9 tRNA genes and 1 rRNA gene are annotated in these 1,203 nt (G+C 48.2%); all 10 read right to left on the bottom strand.

The annotated features are described in order from the left end of the window. Window positions 1–73 precede the first annotated feature (73 nt). A tRNA-Ala gene (locus ACFOY7_RS10720) sits at window positions 74–149 on the bottom strand. Between the two features lie 23 nt (window positions 150–172). Beyond that, window positions 173–249 (bottom strand) — tRNA-Pro (locus ACFOY7_RS10725). A 3-nt stretch (window positions 250–252) separates the two neighbouring features. Further along, window positions 253–329 (bottom strand) — tRNA-Arg (locus ACFOY7_RS10730). 3 nt (window positions 330–332) lie between these two features. Next, window positions 333–421 (bottom strand) — tRNA-Leu (locus ACFOY7_RS10735). 50 nt (window positions 422–471) lie between these two features. Then, window positions 472–546: transfer RNA gene (locus tag ACFOY7_RS10740), tRNA-Gly, on the bottom strand. A gap of 19 nt (window positions 547–565) precedes the next feature. Continuing rightward, window positions 566–650: transfer RNA gene (locus ACFOY7_RS10745), tRNA-Leu, on the bottom strand. A 6-nt stretch (window positions 651–656) separates the two neighbouring features. Further along, a tRNA-Lys gene (locus tag ACFOY7_RS10750) sits at window positions 657–732 on the bottom strand. Between the two features lie 4 nt (window positions 733–736). After that, a tRNA-Thr gene (locus ACFOY7_RS10755) sits at window positions 737–812 on the bottom strand. A 5-nt stretch (window positions 813–817) separates the two neighbouring features. After that, window positions 818–893 (bottom strand) — tRNA-Val (locus ACFOY7_RS10760). Between the two features lie 8 nt (window positions 894–901). After that, window positions 902–1,017: ribosomal RNA gene (gene rrf, locus ACFOY7_RS10765) — 5S ribosomal RNA — on the bottom strand. Between the last annotated feature and the right edge of the window lie 186 nt (window positions 1,018–1,203).

A 1,203-nucleotide genomic window follows, 5' to 3' on the forward strand; every position in this document is an offset into this window, starting at 1 on the left:
TCTATAAGCTAGCTTGTTCTTACATTTTATATCATACTGGTTGTTTTGTTCAGTTTTCAATGATCAATAAAAATGGTGGAGCCTAGCGGGATCGAACCGCTGACCTCCTGCGTGCAAAGCAGGCGCTCTCCCAGCTGAGCTAAGGCCCCATGATGGGTAATTTTATTTAAAATGGTCGGGAAGACAGGATTTGAACCTGCGACCCCTTGGTCCCAAACCAAGTGCTCTACCAAGCTGAGCTACTTCCCGTAATGGCGCGCCCGAGAGGAGTCGAACCCCTAACCTCTTGATCCGTAGTCAAACGCTCTATCCAATTGAGCTACGGGCGCTAATGGTGCCGAGGGCCGGACTCGAACCGGCACGGTGGAAACCCACCGCAGGATTTTAAGTCCTGTGCGTCTGCCAATTCCGCCACCCCGGCATGAGAATGTTTCATCTTAATCATTCGGCAAACTAAATGATTAAATTCTCTGGAGCGGAAGACGGGATTCGAACCCGCGACCCCCACCTTGGCAAGGTGGTGTTCTACCACTGAACTACTTCCGCGTAAATATTAAATTAGAAATGGTGCGGGTGGAGGGACTTGAACCCCCACGTCTAGAGACACTAGATCCTAAGTCTAGCGCGTCTGCCAATTCCGCCACACCCGCTAAAAATGGTGAGCCATGGAGGATTCGAACCTCCGACCCTCTGATTAAAAGTCAGATGCTCTACCAACTGAGCTAATGGCTCTGAGTGGTGCCGGCCAGAGGACTTGAACCCCCAACCTACTGATTACAAGTCAGTTGCTCTACCAATTGAGCTAGACCGGCGTAAATGGTGGAGGATGCAGGGCTCGAACCTGCGACCCCTTGCTTGTAAGGCAAGTGCTCTCCCAGCTGAGCTAATCCTCCTATATACTGCCTGGCAACGTCCTACTCTTGCAGGGGCAAAGCCCCAACTACCATGGGCGCTGGAGAGCTTAACTACTGTGTTCGGCATGGGAACAGGTGTGACCTCTCCGCTATCGTCACCAGACTCTTTTTTTCAAGGACAAGATATATTATAACTCATTATACTTGTAAAAAGCAAGAGTTTTTTTAATTTTTTTAAGAATCTTTTATACCTTGAAAACTAGATAAGAATGTCAGACAAGAACAAACAACACTTTAGAATTTAGTTAAGTCCTCGATCGATTAGTATTCGTCAGCTCCACATGTCACC

The sequence above is a fragment of the Gracilibacillus xinjiangensis genome (genome assembly GCF_042651765.1).
Classification (GTDB): domain Bacteria; phylum Bacillota; class Bacilli; order Bacillales; family Amphibacillaceae; genus Gracilibacillus; species Gracilibacillus xinjiangensis.